General features: G+C 36.4%; 28 protein-coding genes and 4 pseudogenes. 10 read left to right on the forward strand and 22 right to left on the reverse strand.

Features of this window, described 5'->3' with window-relative positions; genetic code table 11:
* The first annotated feature begins 38 nt into the window (after window positions 1–38).
* The 5 genes and pseudogenes from LW139_RS15825 to LW139_RS15845 all read left to right on the forward strand — a co-directional run bounded on the left by LW139_RS15825 (window position 39) and on the right by LW139_RS15845 (window position 5774).
* Window positions 39–1370: a VasL domain-containing protein gene (locus LW139_RS15825; protein WP_227335936.1), complete on the forward strand. Its 1332-nt coding sequence runs from the start codon at window positions 39–41 to the stop codon at window positions 1368–1370.
* 60 nt (window positions 1371–1430) lie between these two features.
* Window positions 1431–3167: a type VI secretion system baseplate subunit TssF gene (locus LW139_RS15830; protein ID WP_247850214.1), complete on the forward strand. Its 1737-nt coding sequence runs from the start codon at window positions 1431–1433 to the stop codon at window positions 3165–3167.
* A gap of 575 nt (window positions 3168–3742) precedes the next feature.
* Window positions 3743–4051 (forward strand): helix-turn-helix domain-containing protein, encoded by a 309-nt coding sequence (locus LW139_RS15835; protein ID WP_166539844.1) that lies wholly within the window; start codon window positions 3743–3745, stop codon window positions 4049–4051.
* Between the two features lie 724 nt (window positions 4052–4775).
* Window positions 4776–4941, forward strand: a pseudogene (locus tag LW139_RS15840) (hypothetical protein); the annotation flags it as partial.
* A 305-nt stretch (window positions 4942–5246) separates the two neighbouring features.
* Window positions 5247–5774, forward strand: a complete 528-nt coding sequence (locus LW139_RS15845) for a hypothetical protein (RefSeq protein WP_247850215.1) — start codon at window positions 5247–5249, stop codon at window positions 5772–5774.
* 179 nt (window positions 5775–5953) lie between these two features.
* On the opposite strand, the gene LW139_RS15850 is transcribed toward LW139_RS15845, so the two are convergent.
* A complete protein-coding gene (locus LW139_RS15850; RefSeq protein WP_162557018.1) occupies window positions 5954–6100 on the reverse strand; it encodes a hypothetical protein in 147 nt (48 codons plus the stop codon).
* On the opposite strand from LW139_RS15850, the pseudogene LW139_RS15855 reads away from it, so the two are divergent.
* Window positions 6081–6305: pseudogene (locus tag LW139_RS15855) on the forward strand (hypothetical protein); the annotation flags it as partial. The gene LW139_RS15850 and the pseudogene LW139_RS15855 sit on opposite strands and share 20 nt — an antisense overlap.
* A 111-nt stretch (window positions 6306–6416) precedes the next feature.
* On the opposite strand, the gene LW139_RS15860 reads toward LW139_RS15855, so the two are convergent.
* The 5 genes and pseudogenes from LW139_RS15860 to LW139_RS15880 all read right to left on the reverse strand — a co-directional run bounded on the left by LW139_RS15860 (window position 6417) and on the right by LW139_RS15880 (window position 9960).
* Window positions 6417–7076, reverse strand: a complete 660-nt coding sequence (locus tag LW139_RS15860) for a hypothetical protein (RefSeq protein WP_109409639.1) — start codon at window positions 7074–7076, stop codon at window positions 6417–6419.
* A gap of 633 nt (window positions 7077–7709) precedes the next feature.
* The gene (locus LW139_RS15865; protein ID WP_247850216.1) at window positions 7710–8381 is read right to left on the reverse strand and encodes a DUF7424 family protein; all 672 of its coding nucleotides are present in this window, start codon (window positions 8379–8381) and stop codon (window positions 7710–7712) included.
* Between the two features lie 118 nt (window positions 8382–8499).
* Window positions 8500–8781 (reverse strand): DUF6694 family lipoprotein, encoded by a 282-nt coding sequence (locus LW139_RS15870; RefSeq protein WP_109409637.1) that lies wholly within the window; start codon window positions 8779–8781, stop codon window positions 8500–8502.
* 63 nt (window positions 8782–8844) lie between these two features.
* The gene (locus tag LW139_RS15875; protein WP_247850217.1) at window positions 8845–9180 is read right to left on the reverse strand and encodes a hypothetical protein; all 336 of its coding nucleotides are present in this window, start codon (window positions 9178–9180) and stop codon (window positions 8845–8847) included.
* A pseudogene (locus LW139_RS15880) lies at window positions 9098–9960 on the reverse strand (DDE-type integrase/transposase/recombinase). Before LW139_RS15880 ends, LW139_RS15875 begins: the two are co-directional and overlap by 83 nt.
* A gap of 13 nt (window positions 9961–9973) precedes the next feature.
* Between LW139_RS15880 and LW139_RS15885 the strand changes: the two are divergent.
* The 4 genes and pseudogenes from LW139_RS15885 to LW139_RS15895 form a co-directional block, all read left to right on the forward strand.
* A pseudogene (locus tag LW139_RS15885) lies at window positions 9974–10378 on the forward strand (tyrosine-type recombinase/integrase); the annotation flags it as partial.
* Between the two features lie 226 nt (window positions 10379–10604).
* Window positions 10605–11831: a tyrosine-type recombinase/integrase gene (locus tag LW139_RS15890; RefSeq protein WP_109409634.1), complete on the forward strand. Its 1227-nt coding sequence runs from the start codon at window positions 10605–10607 to the stop codon at window positions 11829–11831.
* Window positions 11832–12062: 231 nt separating this feature from the next.
* Window positions 12063–12200 (forward strand): YnfU family zinc-binding protein, encoded by a 138-nt coding sequence (locus LW139_RS20790; RefSeq protein ID WP_353853201.1) that lies wholly within the window; start codon window positions 12063–12065, stop codon window positions 12198–12200.
* Window positions 12201–12213: 13 nt separating this feature from the next.
* Window positions 12214–12354, forward strand: a complete 141-nt coding sequence (locus LW139_RS15895; RefSeq protein WP_109395815.1) for a DNA polymerase III subunit theta — start codon at window positions 12214–12216, stop codon at window positions 12352–12354.
* Window positions 12355–12437: 83 nt separating this feature from the next.
* On the opposite strand, the gene LW139_RS15900 is transcribed toward LW139_RS15895, so the two are convergent.
* From LW139_RS15900 to LW139_RS15975, 16 genes are read right to left on the reverse strand one after another with little or no spacing between them, the layout of a single operon-like run.
* Window positions 12438–12851, reverse strand: a complete 414-nt coding sequence (locus LW139_RS15900) for a hypothetical protein (RefSeq protein ID WP_161737893.1) — start codon at window positions 12849–12851, stop codon at window positions 12438–12440.
* A gap of 54 nt (window positions 12852–12905) precedes the next feature.
* Window positions 12906–14255 carry a hypothetical protein gene (locus LW139_RS15905; RefSeq protein ID WP_247850218.1) on the reverse strand — a complete coding sequence of 450 codons (1350 nt, stop codon included), beginning with the start codon at window positions 14253–14255 and terminating at the stop codon, window positions 12906–12908.
* 35 nt (window positions 14256–14290) lie between these two features.
* Window positions 14291–15322 (reverse strand): hypothetical protein, encoded by a 1032-nt coding sequence (locus LW139_RS15910; protein WP_164526500.1) that lies wholly within the window; start codon window positions 15320–15322, stop codon window positions 14291–14293.
* 3 nt (window positions 15323–15325) lie between these two features.
* The gene (locus LW139_RS15915; protein ID WP_247850219.1) at window positions 15326–18343 is read right to left on the reverse strand and encodes a phage tail tip protein J-related protein; all 3018 of its coding nucleotides are present in this window, start codon (window positions 18341–18343) and stop codon (window positions 15326–15328) included.
* Window positions 18344–18742, reverse strand: coding sequence for a DUF6950 family protein (locus tag LW139_RS15920; protein ID WP_247850220.1), 399 nt, complete (start codon window positions 18740–18742; stop codon window positions 18344–18346).
* A gap of 55 nt (window positions 18743–18797) precedes the next feature.
* The gene (locus LW139_RS15925; protein WP_247850221.1) at window positions 18798–19073 is read right to left on the reverse strand and encodes a hypothetical protein; all 276 of its coding nucleotides are present in this window, start codon (window positions 19071–19073) and stop codon (window positions 18798–18800) included.
* 13 nt (window positions 19074–19086) lie between these two features.
* Window positions 19087–19668, reverse strand: a complete 582-nt coding sequence (locus tag LW139_RS15930; RefSeq protein ID WP_247850222.1) for a hypothetical protein — start codon at window positions 19666–19668, stop codon at window positions 19087–19089.
* On the reverse strand, window positions 19665–20264 hold the full coding sequence (locus LW139_RS15935) for a hypothetical protein (RefSeq protein WP_247850223.1): 600 nt from the start codon (window positions 20262–20264) through the stop codon (window positions 19665–19667). The genes LW139_RS15930 and LW139_RS15935 overlap by 4 nt, the downstream gene beginning before the upstream one ends.
* Window positions 20265–23585 carry a phage tail tape measure protein gene (locus tag LW139_RS15940; RefSeq protein ID WP_247850224.1) on the reverse strand — a complete coding sequence of 1107 codons (3321 nt, stop codon included), beginning with the start codon at window positions 23583–23585 and terminating at the stop codon, window positions 20265–20267.
* Window positions 23586–23590: 5 nt separating this feature from the next.
* Complete coding sequence (locus LW139_RS15945; protein WP_247850225.1) at window positions 23591–23800, reverse strand: tail assembly chaperone; 210 nt, start codon at window positions 23798–23800, stop codon at window positions 23591–23593.
* Between the two features lie 44 nt (window positions 23801–23844).
* Window positions 23845–24195: a phage tail protein gene (locus tag LW139_RS15950; RefSeq protein ID WP_109848304.1), complete on the reverse strand. Its 351-nt coding sequence runs from the start codon at window positions 24193–24195 to the stop codon at window positions 23845–23847.
* Window positions 24195–24668, reverse strand: a complete 474-nt coding sequence (locus LW139_RS15955) for a phage tail protein (RefSeq protein ID WP_247850226.1) — start codon at window positions 24666–24668, stop codon at window positions 24195–24197. Before LW139_RS15955 ends, LW139_RS15950 begins: the two co-directional genes overlap by 1 nt.
* Window positions 24669–24679: 11 nt before the next feature.
* Entirely contained in the window at window positions 24680–25081 is a 402-nt protein-coding gene (locus tag LW139_RS15960) for an HK97-gp10 family putative phage morphogenesis protein (protein ID WP_247851230.1), read from the reverse strand.
* A complete protein-coding gene (locus LW139_RS15965) occupies window positions 25081–25470 on the reverse strand; it encodes a hypothetical protein (RefSeq protein ID WP_247850227.1) in 390 nt (129 codons plus the stop codon). The genes LW139_RS15960 and LW139_RS15965 overlap by 1 nt, the downstream gene beginning before the upstream one ends.
* Window positions 25457–25783 carry a phage head closure protein gene (locus LW139_RS15970; RefSeq protein ID WP_247850228.1) on the reverse strand — a complete coding sequence of 109 codons (327 nt, stop codon included), beginning with the start codon at window positions 25781–25783 and terminating at the stop codon, window positions 25457–25459. Before LW139_RS15970 ends, LW139_RS15965 begins: the two co-directional genes overlap by 14 nt.
* A gap of 6 nt (window positions 25784–25789) precedes the next feature.
* Complete coding sequence (locus LW139_RS15975) at window positions 25790–26131, reverse strand: head-tail connector protein (RefSeq protein ID WP_432652192.1); 342 nt, start codon at window positions 26129–26131, stop codon at window positions 25790–25792.
* Window positions 26132–26144: the final 13 nt, after the last annotated feature.

A 26144-nucleotide genomic window follows, 5' to 3' on the forward strand; every position in this document is an offset into this window, starting at 1 on the left:
TGATTTCCCCTCATATTTATGAGGGGATAGGATCTTTCATGAATACGCCAAAAGAAAAATTTGTGATAAAAATTGCAGGCTCTCCTTTAGATATCCCTGAATTTATTGCATTAAAAGCGGAATTTAATAAACTCAATCATCCTTCTCAGCCTGAGATCAGTTGGACACTTATTGAGTCTCTTTCATTAACGTTATTTAAAACTCACGGTATCGACTTGCAAAGTGGCGTTTATTACACGCTTGCTCGCCTTCATCTTAATGGGCTAAATGGTTTTACTGAAGGATGTGAATTACTTGCCAATATTGTGGTGAGTCAATGGGATAACCTTTGGCCATTCCAATCAAACCATCGATGTGATGTATTGAATTGGTTTAATACCAAAGCAGGGGCTTTATTACGTCAATTAACCTTTTCTCCTTCTGATTTACGTTTAATTTATCGTTCAGAAAGAGCTCTACAATTAATTATTGATCAAATTGCTCATACAGATTGGCCGAAATTACCAAAGCTAGAAAATTTACTCTGGTTTTTCCAAAATGCAGCAAAAACCTTAGAGCAAACAACAAAAAATACAACACAAAAAAGTAATAATGCTACGGTTAAGATCCCCCCTATTGTCTATATCAGTCCATCTGATGAGATAAAAGAAAATAATACGTCTAAACCTAATCCCATCACCGAAGTCGTTTTATATGACGATCCTCCTATTGAGAAAAAATCAATGAGTGCAAAAAAAGGTTTTTTTATTGGATTATTCACTAGTAGCGCTATTTTTTTTGTTATTGGTGTATCGCTGTATTTGCCGATGCAAAAAGAGTTATCTGCCATTACATCTCAACCTGAAGGTGCCATTACACAGTGGTTATATCAACCGAATATTAGTTCATACGCAAATAACCTTATTTTAATGGAAAAACAGTCTCCTCTATTTGCTTTAAGAAAATCAGATCATATGCTGGAGGTAGCTAAAAAGCTTTGGCCTAATAATGCTGATCAATCTTACGCAACACGACAATGGCAAAATATCCTCACTACACGATTAGAAAATGCGCCTATTGACAGCAGTTGGTCTGATACCAATAAATTAATTCAACAACTTTCTGACAGAATTGTTCAACAAGAGCGTAATCGAGGCAGTTTCACTCTTTCTTATTTAAAAACTGCTGTTTACGAAATACAAAAAAGTCATAATAAAGCTATTCCAATTGAAAACAAACTGTATGAATTTTCACAGACAATAAATAAAGAGCAGAGTATTTCACCCGCATTAATTAATAACCTTGATGCAGACGTTAATGGATTATTAGCACGATATTATTTTCTTCAAAAAGAAGCAGAAGAATTAGGATTAAAGCCTTACTCTTATTAAAAACAACAAAAAATCATGGCAGATATTATTTATTATTAATAAGGTAGATATTAGATTAACATGAGTGAAATTAAATACTTAAAAGAAAGACAATACCTACAAAAACTGGCAAAAGCCTACGCACAAAAAAAACCACACTTAGCAGAAGTCTTAGAACCAGACGATCCACAAACAGGTTATTTAATGGAAGGATTTGCTTTTCTTTCTGCTCATTTGCAAGAAAAAATTGATGATGCATTCCCTGAAATTACACTTCCTTTATTACAACGATTAGGCTCTCAGGCAATTAAAGGTGTGCCATCAACATCAATTATTCAAATTAGCTGTGAAAAAGAAATTAATTACAGTTATTTTATTCCTAAAAATAGCAGTGCATTAGGTGATAATAATACATGCTTTTCAAGTTGTCGTGATTTATATATTGAGCCTTATTCTCTTACGGAGAAAAAAGTGACACATCAACCCAATAAAAGCTGTATCTCTTTAACCTTTAAATATCTTGGTAATATCGAACATACACAATCTTGTTCTCTTAATTTATTTCTCAGTCCAATAAAAAATATTGCAGACACTTTGTTGCTTGGATTAACTCAATATTTTGACTATATTGAATTAAAACACGCAGGTCAAAATTATCATGGTGATAACGCAATATTTTGTTTTAATACTCAAATAGGTGAAAAATATCCTATTTTTTCACAATCAGAAAATACCCCAAAAGCACCACAACAATTACTTGAAGGATTGTATCTTCCTCATGTTCATCACTTTATTAGCTTAGATATTCCAACTATTATAAAGAACTTAGATTGGCAAAAAAGCACTAAATTTACGATTAATATCTATTTAAATAAGCAAATTTCACTAACAGAAGAGCAGTGTAAAAACTGCTTCTTACTTAATTGTGTTCCTTCCGTTGATAAAGAGAAAGAACATACTGTTATTATTGATTTTCAAGAGAATAAGTCGTCTTATTTATTACCGATCCCTGATAACCACTATCTTTCAAGTTTATCTGAAATCATGCTATCACTTGAACCTCATGAAAAAGAACGAGGTCTTTATTGTCATTTTTATTCAATAACAGAGTTAACTTCAGCATCTCGTCTACTACCTCAATATCAAAATTCTCTTTTTTATTCATTAACTATAGATAAAGATATTACTGGACGCACATTTTACATTATTCATTTTTATGATAACAAAGGTGAAGCACTTATCTCGCCACCTAGTTTACATTTTTCTTGTACCTATATTGGCTTTGAAAAATATAAGGATAACAGTATTGGTGTATTAAATGCACATAGTGAAAATATGCCTGATAATTTATTACTCACAAATATCACACCATTATCAGAATGTTTCCCTCCTATTGTTGATGATAAATGTTATTGGCATTTATTATCACATTATAGTGCTAATGCCTTTATGCTAATGTCTATCTCAACAATAAAAAATATGCTGAGTGATTATTTAATTTATACGGAACTAGATAAACAGATCACAAGAAAAATAAAAAGTTCATTAGACGGATGTATTGATTTAAATAGTTATACTTATGATTATATTTTAAAAGGCAAGCCACACCGTTGCTTATCTTTAACCTTAACCATTGATATTAACTATTTTGACAATGAAGGAGATGCATTTGTTTTCGTTTCACATCTTTATCATTTTTTCCCATTTTGTTTGTCAGAGAATATGTTATTGGAAATGAAAATTAAATTTAATACTGATGATAATTTAAAATGGTTTTTATCACCATCCCCATTAAATGGTTACAAATCATTATTGTGATCATAAGGAGCCTTTAATAGGGCTCTTTTTGATTTTATTTTTTAAATCAATCAAAGCAATATAATGAGTTATATTATCTTTTTTATTTAAATATGTTCATTTATTTCAATTAAGATATTACAACAATTTTATTGCGTTAACATGAATATAAAGATGATTTTAAAAAATAATTGACATAATTAATTACTGGATAGAAATATAAGATATCAAAAATATAAATTGATAATAAAAAACCTGAATCATTGAAATCTAGCTTATTAGGCATAAACACAAAATAAGTGTATTTTTTTCTCCATCTCATCACCACAACTCTATAAAAGAGTAGTTTCACTTCTCATATCAAATCCACTTAAATAATATTATTCTTATTTAATACTCTTATTTCGTCATTAACAAACGAAAAAACCATTAAATGCTGACATAATTTATCTAAATAGTTGTTTTAGGTAAAACGGTTTAAATCTTTTAATAAGCAAATATCAATAGACAGCAACTATCAATAATTGATTTTTGATCGCTAATATCGATCTTTAAGTGTTTTTACGCTACTATCTTTTTAAAAAGGAGAAGTAAATATGAACGCAATTAGTATTGTGGTAGGTCAACGAATTAAGCAGAAAAGAAAACAATTAAAAATAAGCGGTGTTGAAATGGGACGGAAGCTCGGAATAAGCCAGCAACACTATTCACGTTTAGAAAATGGCCATATAAAAATAACGGTAGATCAATTAATTACCATAGCCCTAATATTAGGAGTTTCTCCACAAAGTTTATTGATCCATTCTGAAGTAATGTCCCCCATGATAAATACATGGGCTAAAACAGCCTTATCATCAAGTGATATTGTTGTCTCAAGAAATAGAAAACGTCGCAGTCTTAAATAAAAAATAAAGAAAATTTTCTAGCGTTAGCTGATTTAACATCTAAGCTATTTTAACGAAAAAAAACGTCGCGACTTTTTGCTTTCTTTCAATTAGATAAAATATTATCCACTTACATAATCAATCGATTGATTTTTTTGTTAAAACAAAGAATCAATTGTTAATATTTTTAGAAATTGAATGTTTTAATGGAATTTCTAGCACATGAGATAATTTTCTATTAGAGCCTTCTATCAAATAAGCTACTATTTCTTCTGATGATAACTCATCGACTTCTCAATATTAAAATACTCACCTAGCCAATAAATAAGCTCTGAAGGAAAAATTTTTAATTTTATCTTGCCACCATAAATCGGATGACTTGATATTAGAGTAAAGCTCCCTTTCGCGAGATTTGTTATTTCTTCTCACCCACCTCAATTATTTCTTGAGCTGTTTTACCATTTATTTTTCTATAAGTAGTTTTTTCAACTTATCCTTATTATTATCTACAACAAAAGTCACTGGCATTTAAATTTTAGCTCGTATTTTTTTGTAACTTAGCATCATCTTCAGGATTTAAATTTTTTCTCATTATAGCGCTAATTTAATTATTACAATCTATTTTATTGATTTTATTGTATTAATAAGAGGAAAGTGTGTGTTTTCTGGGCGATCTCGTTGACACCACACTTTTAGTGAATGGTTATATTTACTGCTTAAATAGATGTTAATCTGCTCTAGTATTTCATTAACCGTATTACAAGAGATCAGAGACTGGGAAAGTATCGAAATGGTTAGAAGGAATGCTCACTTAGCACCACCATTTGACAGAACATGCACGACAAATTGTTAAATTTATTCAATTTCGTATCATGCCCCCAATTATGCTGCCTTTTTATTTTGTGACTTAAATATTAAGAGGTTCAGGCTTCAGCTTTCCCAAAGCCATCATAATTGCAAAAATATCATCAATAGTAATTTTATTGCAGATAATGAAACAACGACTATAAATAAACCTCCCCGTGTTTTTCACTGTCTTCATTTCAAACAGAACAACAGTAGCTGAAAAATATTTCACCCTCGTTTTTTTGACTTTTGCCGAGAACCTCCCCGATTAAAGCAATATTATTTAGTACAGAAAAATAATACTCCACAATTCAGATAACTCAGTTTAATCTGCATGTTATTTTTATGTTGTACTACATTGAGGACTTCCATGGAGCGGGCTGATTTTAATACTGTAAAAGCCTTGATTCATATGTTTCTTGAACAAGAGCATATCAAGAATCGATTAGATATGATTTGTACCAATAAGATAAGTGACTGGGAAAAATGGCTTCAGCTAGAACTGGAATTCTACATGTCTCATCACGACTCAATAAAAGAAATAGAACGAGAAGTTAGATACCCTTGCGATAGACGGAAGAATAAAACCAATATTAATATGTTTATTGACCTAAAGTTTAGGAAAAAACGGTGTAAAAAAAATTCATATATTTTCATTGAATTAAAATGTGCTAAAAATGCTTGTTCACTACTATCAAAAATGGAAAGCGATGTATCTAAGGTATTATCTATAAGACAATCTGCTGATGTAAGTCGCTCTTTTTGGTGTATCGGTTTTTATACAGAATCAAGCAAGACCGATAAAAATAAAGCACAAAGTAGACTTAATAAATATGTGTACCAATATCACGATAGTATCCATCTATCAAATGGTGAGCTGGGTTTAATGATTATATAATGATGCTATTTTCAACAAAATAATTTCGAATCACATTAGTTATTTGATATTAGCTAAACTGGCCGTCTTAAAGAGGGTTAGTTGCGAACTAGGCTAATAATATTGAGTTGTTTAAAGAGGTGAAATATCCTCTTTTAAATTTCTCGATTTCAAATCAAGCTTATTGATACTAAGTTTTACTAACCAGTAACTATCTGTGCTTCTGTTAGCTGATAACCATTAAACCATTCATAGCGACCTGTAGCTGTTTTAACTAGCTTAGGGAATTTTATTACCGTTCCTGACGTGGTGATCCTGATTGATTTTGCTTTTCTCATTGCTGGCAAGGCAGATACCTATAATGAGACTGCTATCATTTCTGTGGTTAATTTGGTGCTATCCGAAGGTATAGATAACGGGCGTATTATCGCTGAACGAATTAACGATGCTGGCTATCAAACGAAAGGTGGTAAAGCATGGGATAAGGATATTTATTCAGCGTGGAAACAGCACAAGGATATAGTAAATAAATTGAATTATTTGCAGGACTAAAGCCACTATTGATTTTAACGTATAAAAATTGTTATCACAAATTTTGCTATCTATAATAACGGACAATTTAAACTATATTTTTGTCCGTTAAGTGCTAAAAGAATTATATTATTATGATAAATTATTCATTAACCTTGAAAATTCACTCATGCATATATGTATATTTTTCACCCGTTCTTCGGCGGTGCTATTGTAATCATTCGGATGTACCTTATCAGTGAGTATGTATAACTCAACATGCTCCAAGTTTTTTGTCACATTATCTTTTATTTCAATAAAATTACTTCCATTATTTAATTTTGTCGAAACTACTACATGATATTTTAAATTATCAGAAAAAGAACTATTCTTTTTTTCTTTAGTTATCCCATCATTGAAAGTGAAACTCGTTCCTTTTAATTTATCTATTTTTTTATTCCACGTATCACAAAATGCAAAAATATCATTTCTAGACCATCCAAAATCAAGCTTTAAGTCGATGATATCACTACTTACTCTATCATTCATAATTAATATATCTGGGAAAAATCGTATATTTGCTGTTGATGAAAACAATTGCTGATCTACGAAATATTGATAACTATCAGGTAAATTTTTTGATAAATAATCAGCAAATAGATCTTCAAAAACACCCGATACAGAATGACTACGCCCACGAAACACTCTCTTGTTTTCAACATATGTTTCTCTTGAATTTTGATAGGCATATATCAAATTCTCTATAATGTCTTCTGGTGACTCATTTTTATTTTTTAATTTATTTATTAGCATTTCTATTCTCAAATTAGTTTTATTATTACGGCTACCCCCAACATATGCTGAAGTTAACAGCTATCTAATCATAATGCTAAGTTGATAGTAAAAACTTAGCAAACCTTAGCATTGAATACGTAGTTACCTTAACATTTCTATATATCTAAATTTGAGCATAAATTACGTTAATCATTACTATGACTGGCTTTGAGTAAGTTCGCCTCCTGCGCAGTGTGCAATTTACCTTAGCAATCCTTATCATCTGAAACGTTATCAAATGTTATCATTTACCTAAGATATCCAAAGATTCAACGCTAATAAACCTTAGGAAAACTTAAGATTGAGGCATTAGAAAAACGTTAGGATTTGTTAGGGTTTAATATTTATTTTTGTCGCTATCACCCTATATTTACAGTTTTTCTAACGTGTCCGAAAACTATTTTCTGTTAGATACATAAACCATGATTCTTAACATACTAGAAAAGTCATTTCACTTACGCGCATACTGTTCACGAAAGTATCTACCTTACGCATCCACCCTAGTGATTCTGTTACCTCGATCCCAATACCAACTTTATCAATGATTGACTATTTACTCATCAAAATTAAGCCCCAACTCATCGTTAAAGGGCTTTAATATAATGATATATATCACTTATATTGTGTGAAATATTCAGGAGTTACTAAGAATGGGACAAGGCCATATTGCATTAATTCATTTACTGACACATCTGATAATTTAAAAGTCAGTGGTTTTTTGTCAAATTTAATTCCGCTTATTAACACCGGGTCATTTTTAGATGTGCTTCCTGTAAATGTCACGCCTAACGCAACTGCCTTATCAATTTTCACGTTACCAGGTATAAGAATAATGCTGATACTAAAATCCATCTTTTGATGTGAATCTTTTTCTGCTTGCTTGATTCTTTTAATTAACCCTTCTGAAGCATTAACACCAGCCAATATATCTTTGTAAGAGATAATCATTAGATCCGTATCAATAATCTTCTTATCTTCTCCAACCTTGCCAACACCAACAGGTATTGAGAAATGTGCGAATGAATCAAATTTTTGCTTATAACATTCAACATATTCCGCATCTTTAAAAATTGTAGGTACTTTATTTTTTAATTCTATTAATGATTTAGATTCCTTTCTGGAGTCTTCAAAATCATTACATGAAGATACTTCGAAATTAATATCTCCTTTAACAAATTTTTGCTCACTAGATAATAAGTCATCTGTATTTATTTTTGTTTCTAAATCAACCTTACAACCAACTAATAAGGAAGATATAACAGCAACCATAAATATTTTCTTCATCAAAAAACCCTTATGATAATTAAACAAAACTTTACAATTTCATTTAACCATCATAAAGGCTTATAGCAAGCAAAAAATGCAGAGAACAATCTAAATACGACTTATAGCACTTTGACTGCTATTTCTTTTCTGCCATTTCAATTATTTCTTTGGCTGTTTTACCATCAAGTTTATCTTTGAATAACTGCTGTTTCTCTTGATCACTTCCTTTCGTGCTACCAACTTCAAACATTGTTTTCAATACAGCTTTCTGTAATTGAGCAAATTGTTCTGCTGGCAATTCTTCCTTCATTGATTGCATTGATTGTTTTATTTCATCAGTTGACGATGCTTTAAATTTAGCCTCGCCACAGCCAATGAGAAATAAAGATAGCACAGCTACCGTTAGAAATTTTTTCACATCTACCTCCTAAAAAGATTCATCAAGGATAATAATGAATAACAGCAAAAGAAAGCAAAACTATCAATTAGGTGATATAGCGCTCATTAAATTTTGGTAAGTTAACCTATTAGCTTTATTGTAAGCATCAGAAGAAAGTGAAGTCGCTTTTTGAGGATCACTTGATGCAATACTTTGGTAAATTGTTGTATCCCCAATCTGAACAGAGATATTTCTATTCGCTTGAGCGTTAGCCATTACCGCATTAGTATTTTCAGGCAAGACAGCTAAACCTTGAATTGTATCAATTAATTTCCCTGAGAATTTACTGTAGTGGTCAACTAAAACTGGCCATCGTTTTAGAGTTTTTCCAGTATCTCTTTTCAGATTTGGTTGGTGGTAACCCACCATTATATTCATGAGGTCTGAGTGTACGGTAATATCCGATAATATAATCTGTTATATCACGATCTGCATCACCAAAGCTTATGTAATCCATCGGTATCCACTCGTTTTTTAGACTCCTGAAGAATCACTCCATCGGACTATTATCTCAGTAGTTTCCTCGTCGACTCATACTCTATATTATCCGATAACACCATAGTAACTGCCGAAATTGTCTACTGGTATAGTGACTACCCTGATCGCTGTGAAACATGACTCTCATTGGATGTCCCCGTCTTTCCCAAGCCATCGTCAGTCGACTATCAGGTGAAAACGACATAGCCCACCCCACCGGTTTTCGGGCAAACAAGTCAAGTACAACAGAGAGATATGCCCAACGCTTTCCTATTAGCTTGGCTCCGTAACTTGATACGTCTTTTATCTGGCTCAACACAACGACATTTCCAGCATTTACAACTACTGAGATGAACCCCGAACTCATGGCAGAAAGTGACTATAGAATAACGCTCTCTGAGTTTTCCGATTAACGCAAATTGTTCAGGGAGTCTGACATCAAGGACCAGTAACCTTTTTTAATATTTCATTTTCCATTTCAATACGTTGAAGTTTTTTCTTTAATTCACGTATTTCAATTTGCTCAGATGTAATAAGGGACGCTTTGGGCGTTTTCCCAGCCCTTTCGTCCCGTAATTGTTTTATCCAGCGAGTCATAGTGGAAATACCAATATTCATGGCATTAATTGCATCAGCAACTGTATAGTTCTGATCCACAATCAGTTGGGTGGCCAAATGTATTAAACCACTACATACCGCATGTAAAGTTTTAAGAGATCAGATAGGAAAGCATTCAAGATATGTCTTTGTTCATACAGAGTCAAAAAAACGTCCTGATGGAGCCATGACACCCCAGGTTAGAAAAATGAGAGTTGATGACAACAGTGGCTGGCGTGCTGGATTAAAAAGAGCTGGTATCGAAAACTTTCGCTTTCATGACTTAAGACATACTTGGGCAAGTTGGTTAATTCAATCTGGCGTACCACTAACAGCATTACAAGAAATGGGAGACTGGGAAAGTATCGAAATGGTTAGAAGGTATGCTCATCTAGCACCAAACCATTTGACAGAGCACGCACGTAAAATTGATGACGTTTTTAATGATAACGACACAAATACGACACAAAGAAAAAATCAAGTTGGATTAAAATTAGCGTAAGATATTGATTTTAAATGGTACGCCCTACAGGATTCGAACCTGTGACCTACGGCTTAGAAGGGCGTTATATACTGATTTCATTGAGTTTTATATAATTTCATGAGATTTCATCTTTTTGATTTACAAGGATTTATATACCTTGCATGATTTCAGCTAGTTTCATATCATTTCTTCGTTACTTGACCCGTTACTTGACCCGCAAACAACCCGTAAATGGAAATTAGTTATGGCTAGCGTATTACTGACTGATAGTAAAATACGAGGACTGAAACCAAAGAAATCTGCGTATTATACTTGGCAAGCATCAGCGACTAGAGGCACTGGACGCCTTGGTGTAAAAACATATCCATCTGGAAGAAAAGTTTTCGTCTACCGCTACTTCAAAGATGGAAAAGAGAAATTTATATCGCTTGGTGATTACCCTAATTTATCACTAGCAGATGCTGCAGTAAAATCCGTAGCAGCTGCTACCGAATCATCATCCCCAGAGAGAATTAAATATGAACACGCCACAGTAAAACAGCTTTTTGATGATTACATTGAAGATCAAAAACGACAAGGCAAGCGTTCATATGATAAAACTCAAAACAGACTAAATCAGGTTCTAGATAGTAAGCATATTGATGCCTCTATGCCTGCAAAAGATGTGACTCCAGATCATATAAAAAGAATACTTTCTGAGTTTATCTCCCGAGGTGCTTTGGCAGGTTCGAACAAAGTAAGAGCAAATCTACATGCGGTATTCAACTTCGGTTTGTTTGCCGATAATGATCCAGCAAAAATAAACGAGCGCGTTATTTATGGATTGGAACGAAATCCTGTCACTGTGGTTCCTAGACAAAAAGGTGCAGATAAAGCGTTAGATAGATTTTTATCATGGGATGAGTTGAAGCTATTATTAGAGCTATTCAATAAGCCCACCATCGAATGCCCTATTAACTCAGATTATGCGCGTCTATTTCTATTTTGCGTTTATTCCGCAGGACAAAGGCCATGGGAAATTCTGGCCAATACTCGCGACAATTGGGATAAAAAGAACAATACATTAACGGTTCCACCTCATATTTCAAAAACAGGCGATTATCATGTCATTCCACTGGTACAGCCTGCTATTGATATTCTTAATATCCAAGAACTATTGTATCCAACATCAAATTATCTTTTCCCTGCTGATACTAAAGAAAGACACTTGCTAACGTCTGAATACGCTAAACAATTAAATAAATTTTGTAAGAAAAATGAGTTTGAGAAATTTACACCTAGAGATGTGAGAAGAACATTCAAAACATTGGCTGGAGAAATGGGAATAAGTTCTGAGTTAAGGGATATGGTGCAAAACCACAAAAGACCAGGAGTTTCTCAAAAGCATTATGATAGATATGATTATTTAAGAGAAAAACGAGAAACGCTTGATACATGGTGTGAAAAACTATCGTCTCTAAAAGAAGCATAGTATTTGTATATCATTTAAATTCCTTATTGTCGGATAGATGTAACCCACAATAAGGAATGCTAAAAATGAGAATGGCTCTATATGCCTGTCATTGTCATAGAAATCAGTTATCAACATTGAACTCTACAAATAAAAGAACAAAAATTGAGCATTTTAGTACAAAGTAACGTACACTGAATCACGATATCCCTATAATGGGTGAAAGATATGAAAGCTTTTAATGTGATAAGAATGTTTCAAGACGCACTAGTAGAAGTTACCTGCCCAAGTTGTTCTTATGTTGCCAAACAAAACAAACATAAACTTAAGAAAAACCTAATCTTATTGTGTCCGAATTGCGGTTACATGTTTTATTTCAATAAAATATAAAACTAAACTCAATATGCCAGTTGTTGCCGTAGACGTTGAACGACAACAACCAGCACATTTGCGCGAGTATTTTAATGAACGATTAGCGTTTTATCGTGAGAGAAGCAAGAAACTGCCAGATGGTAATTCAGTGCAGTATTTGAAAACGGAGTAGCGCCGATGCTCGATTGGGCCGACTGAGTTATATAATCAATCAGTTATCAATTTTTGGTGTCTTATTGGTGTCCTGATTTTATATCACTTAAAAATACCAGAACTCAAATCAATAAAATGCTCTAATGACAACTTACCTTCAAACTTGTCTCCATATTCCCGATTCATTGTCTGCATGTCTAATTTGAATGATATATTCTTAAATTTACCTGATTTATTTATAGGAATTAATTTATTATCTAAAAAAAACTTAATAACTTTTTTATGCCCTTCAATGTCATCAATATTTAAGTAAAAACACGCAACTCCAGATTCAGCATTATTCGTATATTTACAATGCTCGACTACGCTATTTAAAATTGCTTTTTGACATATTTTATCTGTGAATTCCGCATCATTAAAAAAATACATCCACTTACCAATTTTGTCATTATTTGTGTTATTACTTTCATTTTTAGATGAAAAATAAACCCAAAAATCATTTTCTCTAATCTTCATAAAACACCTAACTTATACATGATAATATTTTAGTGTAGCACTCTAATTATTATATTAAACTTCCTCTTCTTGTTGTCTACGTTCCTCTTCCGCTTTCTGCGCTTCTTCCATCTTACGCATTCTCACGTTATAGATTGATTGCTCTGGCATCTGCACACGAACGGAAATAAAACGACCATCAGGAATATCAATTGGGTCACCATCATTGAAACCGTCAATTTCATTATTAGCAAACTCAGGTGCGTTAGGGGGAGTGCGATGATACGTTTTAACGAGAATAGAGCCGTCTTTGTTGATTTTAGAGTTAACCCATATCAGTGGTTGTTTATTGACATCTAGCGGAATTTCAATACCACCATCGACACCGCCCCAGCCTGCATCAGCATTAAAACCTAATACACCCTCGATAAGGTATTCGCCCTGAGCTACTCGAGTAACAGTAGCGCCTTCTGATTCATCGTTAGTGGTAAATGTGCCATCAGGGTTAATGTCGATAATTGGAGATGCACGTTTAATAAAACCATTACTGTCTACCGTTGTGTTTTTGGCGCTCCATATCGCATTCCAAGGTGTCGTAGTATCAACAACATCATTTGATGAACTGAAACGACTCATTAATATGCCAGATGTATTCATAAATAACATAGCTCGGCGATTTCCGTTATATGTAGATTGCCAGCCGGCACCATTACTTGGAAACCCTGGTGAACCAGAAGATGAGCCATAAAAACATGAGACTAATGATGGTTCGCTAAGACCTGCACCACCAATACCGTAATCACCAATCAACATCATTGTGCCTGATAATTTTGGTATTTGGATTCCGTTATAACCTGATACAGAATTGAGCTCAATGTTAGTCCCACCTGCATTACTGGTCGTTAATGATATTGATGTTTTACCATCCGCTGATTTTGAAATTAGCTTCGTTGTTGCTTCTATCGCTGATGTGAATGATTGTGTTTTTGATAAAGTTAAATCTGCTTTACTACTAATATCCCCCTGCATCTTCTTAATGCTATCGAGTGTGATAACTTCACCATTTGGTATCTCAATTTTTGTCTGTCCTGTTTCACTCATCCATGTATTCATTGCATCAAGGAAATATTGTGCGTATGCATTTATGGCAACCATCGTTCTAGCTGCATCACTATTATTATCTGGCTCAGTAATATGAATTGAGAATGTGGTGTTAGTTGCTGTGGCTAATGCAGGTTGTGCTAATACTAATTCAGTATCGGAATTAACGGATTTAATCATATACGGAATATTCGTGTTTCCCGATTTAATTAAAATCGTCATTCCAATATTAATGGCGGGATTATTATTTTTAAATTTAGTGCCAGTGCCTTTGACAATAGCAGACCCTGACACTGTGTTAACAGTGCCTGTTGTGTATATCATGAATAATTTTCCTAGAGGTATAAATGAAGGGTTAATTAAATATTGAAGTAGTCGCTGAGTTCGATACCGTATAAATCATAATTCGTTTTATAGCCATTACTCCCGCTAGGCCCATATGGCCCGCCATACTCACCACCCAAATAATAAATATCTCTCATACCAACTTTGTTATTACTCATAAAATAATAACCAGTGCGGTAGTAATCCATATAACCCCGATTAACGACCCAATTAACAAAATGAGAATCGGGCAATATCATTGGCTTTTTCAATTGCTCAAAGATTCCACCATTATTTCGGTCAAACCACGTTGATTGCCCTAGATGGAGAGGTTTATATTTAGAGGTATAAGTAATTTCTTTTTTTTCGTTATAAATAACGACACCTGATTTAGGTGCTTGCAACCTTAGATTGGTATTGAAAATCACAACATACACTTTGCATGTTTCAGAGACTGTTAATCCTCTCATTTTGTTATAACAAAAAGTCACACCATCTTTTTCTGGTCTTACAAATAACATTGGGTTATTTTCATTTAAGAAAAATTCTTTTGGTGGAAACCAACCATTTTCTTTACCACCTGTGACACTAACAATCTCCGCATAAACACAATAACCTCGTAATTCAGAATTAAGGTTGTAGATATTATTCATTCCACGAAGTTGTATTCCATAATCATATTTAGGTCGCTCTTTTAAATAACCGTAAATATCCATTCTGAAAAAGGGATCATCAGAAGACCAAGCATCATCTTCTGGGTCTTTCCATATGGGGTCTGAACCATTATCGCCATAATATAAAAAATTATTACCTTCAATTTTATAATTAGTGATATTACAACTTCCCCAATCATAAGAGCCTGGTGTTTTAAAGGTTCTCGACATTATTCGTGGAATAAAAATAATATTATATTTATTAATATCTTTAATATTGTGAGGAGTACTTTTCCATCCCTCTCTTAAAGAGTATGGCATATCTATTCTAGATAAAAATCCAATAGGTTGATTTTTTTCAGAGTCTAATAAGAAAGAAGAACCATGATCAGGTTTTATATACATTCCATACATTGATTAAACCCCTGTTATTTTCCCTATTTCAACACGTAATACACCTTTATCATCATAAACAGCAATACGATCATTAGTGATAACGATGCGTTCACCGGTTTTATTGGTACCAATATCCAACTTACCGCGAAATGTGGCATTATTTATTTCCATATTATTGGTTTTCCCATCAATCAAAAAACCACTTTTACCCGGCACATAATCGCCTGATTTAATATATTCAGTAACAACAACAGAATTCAGCCATGCTTCGTTAATAAACGCCTCACGCATAAACATCTGGCCGTTTTTAACGTACATAAATAATTCCATCTTGCCGTTTGCTGGGTTATACCACGCAAAGTTATTGGCGTTATAGCCTATAAAACTTTCAAGCTTTCCATTCTTAACTTGAGCGCTGATCACTTGTCCTGCTGCATTGTATTTAACTTTGTCATGAACAATCGTGATATTAATTGAGTGCGTGACAACACCATCGCCTGTCTGACTAAATTCAGCCTGCATTTTCTGGTTAATCATACCCTGCTGTTCGCCAAATTGCGCTTGTACTTGCTCTTCGGATTTAGCCATAGCTTCGTTTGTTTTACTAATAGCCTCCTTATTTGTCACGACATCCGCAGCAATACGCCCCATTTCCTTATCTGTATTGCCTAACTTCTGATTAGTATTAGCTAAATCTTGATTGGTACCATCAATGCGTTTATTTGTTGCATCATTAGTTGTTTTTAACTCAGTGCGGATCTCCGTAGTTGTTTGACCGAACGCCTTATTTAGCTCAGTAATTGAAGTTTGAGTCTCTTTAATTGCAGACGTGTTATCACCAACCGCAGAGTAAATTTCTTTAACTTCCTGTGCCCAGGCTTCGTTATCCGTTGCACGAACTTGCCATAATTCGCGAATACCCGCTTGTGATTGACCGTGTTTCACTAACAAACTGCGTGATAGTTGAGAGTCTGCATTACTAAGAATAATTGCTGTCTCAGCATTCCAATCAAGTTTTTTATCCAGCTCTTTAAACGCATCCGTTTCTCTAACCGTGTTATCTAAATCATCAAATATGTCGTCTGGCAATGAAACTGGAATACCTGAAGCTTCTACAAATACGGATTTGCCATAACTATTGATCGTTCGGATATAGAAATAATACGTGTGGCTAGCTTTTAAATTCTCCTGCGTCCAGAAGTTTCCTTGACCAACTTTGTTTGCTTTGTTGATCACTTCATTTTCAGAGAGGTTAGCGAGTTTTTTATCACTAAACCAAAACTCAAACGTATAACCAAAGACAGCACTATCGCCTTGTTTAGGAGATGCCGTTAAGCTGAACATGCCCGGTGTTATTTCAACGCCAATCGGTGCAGGCGGTGCCTGAATAGCAAAATCACTGATAGCGGGTGCAGACATGGCACCGGCCACATTAATAGCTCTCACCTCGACACGATAAGTGCCTCGAGTTAAACCGTTAATATCAACACGCTCACCCGGCACTTGAATAGACTGTATAACCTTGCCATTCTGGAGAATATTAACCGTGTTATAGCGAATATCAGATGCCACGTTCTGCCATGAGATATATCCCTGAACAATGTCAGTAACAGAAAGAGGAACAAAAGCCAGATTAATAGGTGCTGGTACGCCACCAGTGGGTAGTTTAGTGAATGGGGGTCTAACAAAGGGTTTACTGGCTAAGTCCTCATAAATATAAGGACCATCTTCTTCGAGAGTAATTTCTACCCCCTCTGATGGATGAAATTTCCAGTCAGCAATGCGAAATTCTAAATCACTGATCCCCAATGCAGGTAATTCGAGTTTTACAACGTCACCAGGGCGATAAGCATATCCATCTAAATTCATGCGTAACTGAATACGACGACCTGCGCGTTTTTTACGTAAGTAGAGGTTGGCTAGTCGATTGGCTTGGTATGGACTGGTTACAAAACGATAGTCCATATTTTCTTTAATTTCTAAGCCGTCTTCTTCTATCCACTCCTCAATAACTACGGGTTCAAAATCAGTTTTGTTATATTGTTGCTCTGCATCAACAAAAGTACCGTAAATCGCATTAGTCGCATCACGCAAAGAAAGTTCTGGCGTCACCGTTACCGTATCGATAATTTGTGACTCATCAATTGTGAGTAATGCAGGTCCATTATAAACCTGCATCAAAATACCATGCTTACCTGCAATATAGGTCGGCTCACCAGCAATACATTTATGCATCATCTCTAATACAGAGGCAGGACTTTCTTCAAGTTCATAAGCGCCATTTAATGTATATCGAGGCTCATTTTTTCCATCTGGCGTTTGTACGGTTTCATCACAAATATCTGCTGCACTTTTAAATGCATCCCAATCAATATCGGAGTCTGGAACACCTAAGTAATGGCGGTAGTAATCTAATATGACCAAAGCCCCATTATTCGACCACTCTGTTTTCTCAGTGCGGGGATCGTAAATTTCTTTTCCCCATAGTTCGCTTTTGACATTAGGTACACCATAAGGAAATTTTTCTTGATCGAAACGTAATGTTAAGCGCAACCATGCAAGACCTCGACCAATCATATCTTCTTTCCATGATGGCGCTTTTTTTAATAAATAGGGATCTACTTCAGTTCTGCCATTATGAAACTCATATTGTGCGTTATCCCCTAAATCTTCAATTTTGTCATCGTTAAAATAAATTTGACCTAATTTATGTATGGGATGTGATGCTATGGCTAACGCCATGTAGAGCTCTTCATTTTCGTCTTGTTCTCCTTCCTCTTCTTCAGCAAAGAAAAGCAAACCTGACATCATTGTTTTACCTACAACCACCGTTTCCGGTGCAGAGGCTGAACGTAGCATTTGTTTACGTTCAGATTGGTCACGATAACCAGAACCAGGCACTTTATCTTTAAAGATAAACGCACTCGCCGCTTGAACAGCAATACCAGCAACAATCAATGCGGTACCCAAACCACCTGTGGCAATAACCCCCGCTATCATTAAGCCAGCAGAGACAACGCTTGTGACAGTCTTACCCATTTATTGTACCCTCCATGCTTTAATTGGTTTATTGCTCACGGCACGAACGCCATCCGTTGAAACAGCCCATAACTTACCCGCCCACAAAATGCCTAATGTTTTTCCTTCATCCCCTTCAAACATCACGATGTCGCCACGCCTAGCTTCGTTTGTTGGAATTTCATCAAAAAAACGACTCACAGCACCTTCCAATGTTCCGAACTCTTTTTGTAATACTCTGAATGCACCCATTTTTGTCTTATAGCGCCCACGAATGTTTTCGCAGGGATCGAAATCGCAAACAGCCATAACGCAATCAGAAGCAAACAAACAACAGTCATGCTCACCCCATGCAAAAGGGCGGTTAATGGCATTTTTCAAAGTTTCAGGTAGGCGGGTAGTCCATTGAGGGTGTCTCATGATTTTCTCCAGACAATAAAAAACCCGCCGGAGCGGGTTGATGAAAAAAGCGTATTTAATTACTTTTTATTTCTATTTTTTTGATTAAGAGCTTCTTATATTCTTCTAAATTTTTTATTTCACAGTCAATTTTTTTACTACTTTCTTCTAGATATTCCTTTGAGTACTGCTGTAATTCTTCAACTGTTTCTACTCGCCCTCCTTTTAAGTTTTCTATTTCTTCATTGGTATATTTAGGGCATCCCTCATACCATTCCTTATTGGAGTCAAAAGAATAAGTTGAAGCAGAAAAACAGAATAATAACGTTGCCGTAATAAATATATTTTTCATAGCAAACCTTTAATCATTTATAAATAAACACAGGTGCATTTTTTTTGCTACCCCAATAAATAGCTCTATCAGCCATCTGCGCCACATAACGAAATATCCTATCGCCCTTTTTTCGTTTAGACCATGATTCATCAGTAAATCTGTCAGGCAAACCATAAGACCAGCGTTCGAAACGGTTTGAAACAGTGACTGCTATTTCATTCTCTTCTCCCGTTGTCACACCAATTGTGGATATTTGTCCCGCAAATAAGACTTCAGCAATTGCAGGTTTTCCCTCTTCGTTTAATGCAACTAACATCAACTGTGCATTTCGCCCACGAACTCGCTCATTCATCACCTCACCAATTAAAGAAGAATCAAAACCTGAGAGTTTCATAATAAGCTGTTGCGGGCTTGTGGTCATATTTTCCCCCACAGACTCAATTGCACCAAACTGACCAACACCTTGGTAAATTTCACCTGCAATAATGATATTACCCACACCGGTATGCGCGCGCACCACGCCTGATTTTAGATCTAAACGAGAAGCTACAACCAAATAATATCCCTCATTAATTGCCTTAACCATGTCATTACTAAAGGGATGATATTTCATGTTAACGCCTCCTCGAATGATAAAGAAGTGCTGGTCAGTATGCCTGGTTTACGTTGGAAATTACCCTGATCATTGCTGGTTAGTTTAAAAATACCATAGGGCGTTTCATTTTCTATCAAATCATTTATTGCAGGTGCATAACGTAATATGGGGGCAATAGGAATTGTTGCATTTCCTTGTGCATCGCTGATCACATTAGCTGTCACTCGCTTTAGTTCATCATTTATCGTGATATAATCACCAGTACGTAAAACAATGCTATTGGGTAACCAGTCTTTACTCTCTAATAATTTTCCAGATTGATTGGGTTGGCTAACTTTAGGTTTACCGCGTTGAGTTAAACCAGAGCGCGCCCAATCACTAATTTTCACTCGACCACTTTCACCATCTAACTCGGCAACAAACGCCTCTAAAACCCTTGCTTGCTCATCGGTCAAATTATTAAATGACATACTGCAACGCCAACGAGAGCCGGGGAAGCGCACTGTCTGCACACTCCCCGTAAAGGTTGATGTAAAGGTTTTGCTGTTACTCACGAGTTGCCAACTTAATGTGGCTGGCACGATGGATTGTGGCCACGATAATATCGTTGCCATTTATCGTAGATTCCTTCTTAATGTTCCATTGGTTTGAAAGTCTCGCATAATGTCAGATTTAGCCTTTGATGCGCCTTGTTCTGCTCCCATTCTTGCTGCTTCCTGTATAGCTTGATAAAGCGCTTCATCGCCATTACCTGTTACGTGAAATGTTTGGTGAATAATGGTATCACCCGAAGCAATAGAGTTGCTTCCAGTTGCTCTAACACCTAAAGATCCATCAGGTCCACGTTTTAAAGGCATGATCGCCTCGCTTCCAGCTTCCCCCATCAAACCAAGATTAGGCGTACCACCTTTTGCAAAGGCAAATAATGTTGGTGAACTAACTACCTGATTACTATATTGGCTAAGGCTTGATGAACTATAAACATCCCCTGTAGCGTTTGCTTTTACACCTGCTTTTCCCGCTTTAGCACCACTTGCCGCACCGCTACTGCCACCACCAAATACACCACCAAACAGTCCAGTTAAAGCATTAGTGATTTGGGCTTGAATGGCGATACGGATCAAATCTGAAATAATAGAACTAGCAATGGAAGCTGAAAAGTCTTTAACACCTTCGGAAAATGACTTTGTACGCATCAAAATACCAGTCATTGAATTCGCAGTTCTTTGTTCTATTGTATCAACCAAATTCATTTGCATGCGTTGCCACATTCCCTGCGAGGCATACAGCTCTTTACTTGATTGATATTGTGCTTCTTTTGACTTGTTTGTAGCCGCAATAACTAACTGCTCATAGCGCTCTTTGCTGACTAATCCATCTTCATAATAAGCCTGATAAAGTGCCTTTTGTTCTTCCAGTTGGTTTCTAAGTTGAATAACCGGATCTATTTCACCAAGAATGCTGATATTAGGGAGAGAAATCCCTTTTGCTTGCTCTGATAATCGATACTTTGTCGTATCTTGCGCCATTTGACGTCGTGCATATTGGTATTCTTTTTCAGTCAACAATTGTTGCTCAAAGAGTGATTTAAGCTCTTTGGTCATCTCTTGTTCATTTCGGATGGATGCGCGCATAGGAGAGTATTTTTCTGCTAACTCTGAACGCTGTTTCATGTGATTTTCAGCATTGAGTGTTTTTAATCGCTCATACTCTGCTTGCTTCATGCCACCTGCTTTCAAATTTTCCTGAAGCTTGCGCATTGTTTCCGATTCGCTTAAGGATATTCGCTCTAAACTTGCTGCGTGCTCTTGCTCTATTTGCATACGTAATTGATGATATTGGCTAACTTTTTGTGTAGAACCTTTGTTGCTTTCTAAATCATTACCACCTCCACTGCTACCGCCACTACCATCTCCTACTAGTTTATCTTCTTTAGTGGATTGGCTAAAAACGCCTGTTTTTAATGTACTCTCTCGGTTTGCAATTTTTTGCTTCCGAATTTCAATTTCTTTATCTATATCCTCGATTTCGCTTAATACTTTTCTTCGTCCTTTTGCAAACTCTTCAGAGTCTTTTCCCCAAAGGCTAACCGTGGCATAACCAAACCAACTGCCATTTTTTATCGAAGACATTTCGTCTTCACGTTTTTCTGAATAAGTAACCTGCTCTCCATACAAGCGCTTCTTTTCTGCCTCTAGTAGAGAGAGTTCTTCTTTTATTTCATCAAGTTGAACTTCTATTTTTACCTTAGAAAGACGCTGAAGCTCAGTAATAGTCTCGACAACAGCCCCTTTCATCCCTTCTATTTTCAACTTAGCCTCATCAGCTCTAGTTGCAAAGTAATAAATAGCTGAACCCGCTAAAGCCAACACACCCACTGGCCCACCTAAGGCGGAAACAACACTTCGGAGTCCTAAGCTAGATGCTCGCAATGCTCTTTGGCTATATGAAAGTCGATTATTAGCTGCTGTAAGCTGATCGGTATATTTGGATCTTAACGCTAATGCTTCCGCTTCCTGCCTCACAAGACGATTTCGCTCACTCGCTAATCCTTGCATCTGTAAACCATGCCGATTCATTATAGCGCTCTGTTGAGTCAATGCCTGACCTTGCTGAGCAAGTTTATTAATGGTGGCATCAGCTGAAGCAATCCCTCTTCTGGCGGTTTCAGCCTGTTGCTTAGCATTACTTCTGACTGCTGCTTCATTTTTCACCCATTCTTTGGTTTGCTCTTGAAGCCCTCTAGTCATTCTGGCACCAATGACAGGTAAAACAGCGTAAGTTGCAATGTTAGCTAAAGTTGAGAAGTTATTATTTAGTGCATTTACAGCGGAAGTAACATTCTGAACACCTGTACGTAAAGGACCATCGGCACTGGTACCGACTTTAATAGCCAAGCCTTCGAACGACTTTTCCATTAATTCTAAATCAGCATTTAGATTTTGTGCCCTTTTACCTGCTTGTTCATACGCCGTTTCAGTGTCAGTAAGTGCTTTGGTTAAATCGACAAGTTGATCTCTATTTTTAACTAAAATAGTACCTGCACTGACATTGGCGCGACCAAATATCTTTGTAGATGCAGTGGTAGAATAGTTTTTCTTATCGAGGTTTTCTAATGCAGTAGATAGACCGACAACTGAAGGGCGTAGATTTTTATCTGCCGAGCGCTCTAGGGCTAAGAACACGTTACGTAACATCGTACCGGCAACTTCAGCCTTAATCCCTTTTCCGGCTAAAACTTGGATTGAAGCATTAAGTTGCTCAAATGAAACACCGGCTTGAGAAGAAACGGTACCACTTTTCACAATGGCTTGGGCTGTTTCGTTTATTTCAGATGCACCATATTTCGCACCTGCTGCTAACACATTAATGTAACGCTCAGATGAGACAGCGGACTCACCAAACTGATTGAGACTTAAGGCAAGAGATTTCGCCGCATCGGCTAACTCAATACCTGAAGCTTGCGCCAAGGTAATCGATTTAGCCGTTACATCTTCCAAAGCACCTGCAGTCTGCAGTAATGACGGTTTTGCTGACGCAATAAGTTTCATGGCATCCGCGACTTTTATCGCACCAAACTCCGTCGTTCGCCCCATCTCTTGAGAAGCGAGGCTATACTCTTTCATGCGCTCAACCGAAGCACCGGTTATTGCGCTTAAATCAGAAATTGCCTGACTATACTTCCGAGAAATATTTAAAATGCTACCAATGGATAAACTCACCCCACCTAACATAGCAAGTCTTCCTGCAACATTTGTCACCTGATGACTGATTGAATAAAATCCATCTGCAACCGCTTTTGTTTCACGTTTTGCTTTATTAGAAAAACGCTCTGTTTCTCGCCCTGCATGATTTAATGCGCCGGATATATTGCTTCTAAAACTAGCGTCATTCAGCAATAGCCCAACCCGTAAATCGGCTAAATTTGTGGCCATAATCTTTATCTTCCTATCATTTTCATTACGTCAGAACACTGCTGTTCAACAGATTTATAGGTGGTTGTTGGTTGATGTGGATTTTCAGTAGAGGGAGGTGTATTTGATGGGGGTGTTGCACCTGATTTTTCTGATTTAAGCGTAAAATAAGCCTGCCAGCCTAACAAGGTGTTGGCAGGCAAATTGAGGACACAATACGGATCAATTTCCCCCAACTCTTCAGCAAGTTGATAAGCAAAATAGAGTAACGGGCTACCCGCTAGTTTTTTTTTGCCTCGTCTAACGTGCCAATGGAATGTTGCTTCACGACATTAATCGCTTCTATCAGTATGGCGTTATCGTGAACATTCACCAGCTCTTCAGGTTTGGGTAATAACGACTTATTGATTGGCTTACCTTCATCATCAACAAGGCAATTCAGCAACATACCTACGTTTCGTAATGATGCCTCACGTAATTTACCATGTTGATTTAATTCAGAAACCTCAAGTTCCAAATTCATCAACTCATTCGCCGTCATGCGACGAATGTTTACCTTTACTCCACATAGAATATCGACTTCGATAATTTGAGGTTTCGCTGTAAGTAAAGAGGCTTTTAATCCTTTCATTAACCCTGATCTCCTGTTGATGTTGCAGAAGAAGTTCCCCATACAAGGTTATTTTGTTTTCCTTTTACGGTGATCTGAATGGCTTCATTAGCCGGCGCGGAGATGTCATTTAATTCCCAGCCTGACAATGAAAGGATCATCGTTGCGGTACGTTTATTAGGAAGCTCACAATAGAACTGCACCGTTTCACGCTTTTCTGCTGCATTCAAGAACGCAACAAAGTTTTCATTTTCAGGGTCGTCAATAAAGCCTAACGACTTTTCAGGTCCTTCCGGTAAATCAGAGATAAATTGTTTGTTTTTATCAATGAGCGTCGTGACATCAACAAAACTTCCTGACTGACCAGTAGCACCTAGCGCCTTACAGTTAATCAGTGGTTTCATTTGCTCAACGGTATCACCTGCTTTACCAAATTTAACGACAGTACCAGCAGGTAGCATGGCGTATTCTGGCGATGTTTTTTGATCTGCCATTATTTTCACTCCTAAGTATATAAAGAAAGGGCATGGCGAATATGCTCAGTTAAGGTATTGAGCACCGCACGTTGGTTGTAATCGAGGGCTGGACGAATAAAAGGACTGGCAACTTGTTTGATGGTGCCGAACTCTTGAGCGCGAGCTTTCATATAATGAGGTTTTGTCGGTCCTACGGTGACCATGACAGCCCCATTCGTATTTTTTACTCGTGTCGTTTTGATGGTGATATTGTCTCGCATATGAGACTCAGTGCTTTTTGCATCAAACCCTGCATGCGCTTCCATATCATCTTTCACAACTTGCATGGCTTCTCGCCCTGCTTCACGTAATATCTTGGTTTTTAATTCAACTTCTAATTGCTTTAATTTTTGCCCTAATTCATCCAACCCTGTCACGCTAAGGTTGGTTATCACGTTGCATCCTCGGGATAAGTGATAATAAAATCACGATAAATGCGGTAGATTTTGCGATTTTCCGTTTGCTCAATCATGTCCTGCAGAAAATTGCCTCGCTGAACAGTTTGGACAGGGTAGTTGCCAATATAACCATGTTGGATGGACTCCCACTCACGACAGAGAGTCGATTCCAGTTTTAAGGCTTTTGGATAGTCATCAGGTACTTGAATAACGATTTGGAAACGGGCTTGAACCAGTGATGTGAGGGCTAATCCAGAGTCTATCTTTGGATCACTAATCCGTTGATAGATGACCCCTTCTAATTTATCGGAGGGGAGTTTTAACGGATAAGCTAACAACCCCGTAATACGCTCCAGATCGGCTTTAATATCAACTTCTATCATGTTGTATATTCGCCTCCGTGGTAATAATGGTTCTATCAGCCTGATTTCGGTCAACAGCGCGTACAGTAAATAGTCGCCCCTGATAGCCCACCAACCACCCCATATCAACATCAGAACGAGGTCGAACAGTGAAATGATAGGTTTCAATTACCTGATCTTGGTCTGCGGTACGAATCTTACGGTTCGACATCGATTCGGCTTTAGCCCATACCTCAGCCACTTTTTTTGAAACGACTTTTTCACTCCCTAAATCATCACGTTCTGTAACATAGTGAGAAAGGGAAATACGTTTGTTGAGTTCACCGGCTTTCATCATTCCTCACAAATTAATATGACGATAGGGGTCGAGCAGTAATTTAAATCCCGCTGGTAATATGGCTGTTTCTCTATTTTCATAGAAATTGCCAACGGCCAGCATAAGAGCCAATTCAATATCATCAGTGATTAATAAACCGTCAGGATCTTCCTCTGGTATATTTTCTTCATAAAGATGTCGATTGATATAGCCTTCAGCTCGTTGTTTTGCCGCCATCAGATAAGTTTTTAGCAGTTCATCTTCGAAGGTATTATCTTCATCTAGCCGGCATTGTTGCTTTAACTTTTCCTGTGTGGGTAGTGGCATAAATCCCCCAATACCTGCGATCACCCAGATCGCAGGCACAAAAAAACCGCAA

The organism is Proteus vulgaris (assembly GCF_023100685.1).
Lineage (GTDB): Bacteria > Pseudomonadota > Gammaproteobacteria > Enterobacterales > Enterobacteriaceae > Proteus.